Annotated in this window: 2 protein-coding genes; both read left to right on the top strand. The window is 69.1% G+C overall.

The window, feature by feature from the left end; genetic code table 11:
* The coding region (addB, locus tag EN925_RS31230; RefSeq protein WP_128337180.1) for a double-strand break repair protein AddB at positions 1-2,319 on the top strand (2,319 nt) is incomplete at its 5' end.
* The coding region (locus EN925_RS31225) for a UvrD-helicase domain-containing protein (RefSeq protein ID WP_164894510.1) at positions 2,316-2,692 on the top strand (377 nt) is incomplete at its 3' end. The genes addB and EN925_RS31225, both read left to right, overlap by 4 nt.

Here is a 2,692-nt window from a genome sequence, read left to right as displayed (position 1 = left end):
GCGTCGTTCCAGGCGATTGCCGCGCCTGGCGCGCGTCCAGCCGTACTCGGCCACCCGCAATATGGCTTGGCCAGGCTGATCGGCAAGATCGGCGTATTGCGCGGCGACGTCGAGGAGATTGGCGTGGCCGAACCGCGACGTGCGCTTCGCGCTGCCCTTGTCGGCGAAGCGCTGCGGCCGGCCGAAACCACCGAACTCTGGGCCGAGACACGTGCCGGTTTCCCGGCGTCCGACATTGCCGGCGCCTTCGCCGAGGTGACCTTGCTCGAAGCCGCCAGCGAACGTGATGAGGCCGTCGCCATCGCCGTCGCGCTCAGGCGCGCGGTCGAACAGCCCGGCCAAAGGGCGGCTCTCGTCACCGGCGACCGCGCGCTGGCGCGTCGCGTCTCGATCGAGCTCCAGCGCTTCGGCGTCGTTGCCGACGATTCCGGTGGCACACCGCTCGCCAACACTCCGGCGGCCAGCCTGCTCAGGCTGGCGCTCGAGGCACTGTTCCGGCCAGGCGATCCGGTTGGCCTGCTGTCGCTGCTCAAGCATCCGCTGCTCGGCCTCGGCCTCGAACGGGCCGATGTGCGCCACGCGGCGGAGCTGATCGAACTGGTGGCGTTGCGCGGCGGGACCGGCCGCCCCGACATCGTTTCGCTACCGGAACTGTTCGAAGCCCGCCTCACCGGCTTGGGCGGCGGCAGCCGGCAGCCCTTCTGGTTTTCCCGGCTGACCGTGCGCTCTATCGAAACTGCGCGGAATTTGCTCGAACGTCTCAAGCAGGCGCTGGCGCCGCTCGCAGCCTTCCGAGGCCGGGATGACGCCGTCCTTGCCGCGCTTGTCAGGGCCAGTGTCGTGACACTCGAAAATCTCGGCCGCACCGCCGACGGCGGCCTTGGCGAACTCTATGCCGGTGACGCCGGCGAGAAGCTTGCCGAACTGCTGCGCGGGCTGGTCGCGGCTTCGGCTTCGCTGTCCTTCGCGGCGACCGAGTGGCCCGACATCATGGCGGCGCTGATCGCGCCTGAAACGGTCAAGCCGGCACAAGGCACCGACCGGAACATCGCCATCTGGGGCGCGCTGGAAGCCCGGTTGCAGACGGTCGACACGCTGGTCATCGGCGGGCTCAACGAGGGCGTATGGCCGCGCAAGCCAGAGAGCGACCGCTTCATGTCGCGGCTGATGAAGACCGGCATCGACCTCGAACCGCCCGAGCGGCGTATCGGCCTTGCCGCGCATGATTTCCAGATGGCCATGGGCGCCGGGAAGGTGGTGCTGTCCCGCTCGGCACGTGCCGGCGATGCACCCGCCGTGCCGTCGCGCTGGCTTCAGCGGCTGCTGACCTTCATCGGCAGCGACCAGGCAGCGGAGCTGCGCCGGCGTGGCGACGAGCTGCTCGCCTGGGCGCGCGCGCTGGATGCCGGCCCAAGGCAGGATTTCGCGCCACGGCCGCAGCCGCAGCCGCCGCTGTCGGTGCGCCCGACGCATTTCTCGGTCACCGAGATCGAGACCCTGCGCCGTGACCCCTACGCCGTCTATGCAAGACGCATCCTCGGCCTGATGCCGCTCGATCCGGTTATTCGCGACCCCGGTGCGGCCGAGCGCGGCACGCTGTTTCACGCCATCCTGCACCTGTTCTCAGGCAGCGTCGCCGATCCGCGCGCTCCCGATGCGCTTGCCGGCCTCATCGCCGCCGGCCGCGCCTGCTTTGCCGAAGCCGCCCTTCCGGCCGACGTCGAGGCGGTGTGGTGGCCGCGCTTCGAAAAACTCGCCGCCAACATCATCGAGTGGGAGCGCACGCGCGCTGATGCTGTGACAAGGCGCCATGCCGAGGAGCGCGCCGGAAAGACCGTTGTCGGCCAATCCGGCGTGACGCTGTCCGGCTACGCCGACCGCGTCGACCTTCTGGCCGGCGGCATGGCCGACATACTGGACTACAAGACCGGCTCCTCGCCGTCCAAGGTGCAGGCGCACACACTGCTTGCGCCGCAACTGGCGCTCGAGGGCGCGCTGCTCAGGCGCGGCGCCTTCAAGGATTTGGGCGTGCGTGAGCCCTCTCAACTGGCTTTCATCAGGCTGAAGCCGAATGGCGAGGTGTTCGAGGAATCCATCCTCGAACACAACCGCCAGCCGCGAACCGCGACCGATCTTGCCGAAGAGGCCTGGGCACGGCTGGAAAAGCTGCTGATCCACTATGCAGACCCTGCGACCGGGTATCTGTCGCGCGCGCTGCCGTTCCGCGAAGGCGAGACGGATGGCGACTACGACCATCTTGCCCGCGTGCTCGAATGGTCGGCAGGCGGGGATGCCGGCGACGAGGGAGGGGAGGCATGAAGAAGGCCTATCCCATTCCCAGCGACACCGCGACCAGCCAGGCCCGCGCCGCCGACCCCGGCAATTCCGCCTGGGTGTCGGCCAATGCCGGCTCCGGCAAGACCCATGTGCTGGCCCAGCGCGTCATCCGGCTGCTGCTGCGCGGCACCGATCCGTCGAAGATACTGTGCCTGACCTATACGCGCGCCGCCGCCGCCAACATGTCGAACCGGGTCTTTTCGACACTGTCGGAGTGGACGACGCTTGGTGACGTGGATCTGGCGGCAAAGGTCGAGGCGCTGGAGGGGCGCCGGCCCGATCTCGAGACCATGCGCCGGGCGCGGCGCCTGTTCGCCGAGGCGCTGGAAACGCCCGGCGGGCTGAAGATCCAGAC

Origin of the sequence: Mesorhizobium sp. M7A.F.Ca.US.006.04.2.1 (genome assembly GCF_004022915.1) — a bacterium.
In the GTDB taxonomy this organism is placed as follows: Bacteria; Pseudomonadota; Alphaproteobacteria; order Rhizobiales; family Rhizobiaceae; genus Mesorhizobium; species Mesorhizobium ciceri.
Note: the sequence above shows the minus strand (reverse complement) of the source record. Positions and strands in the feature narration are given on the sequence as shown.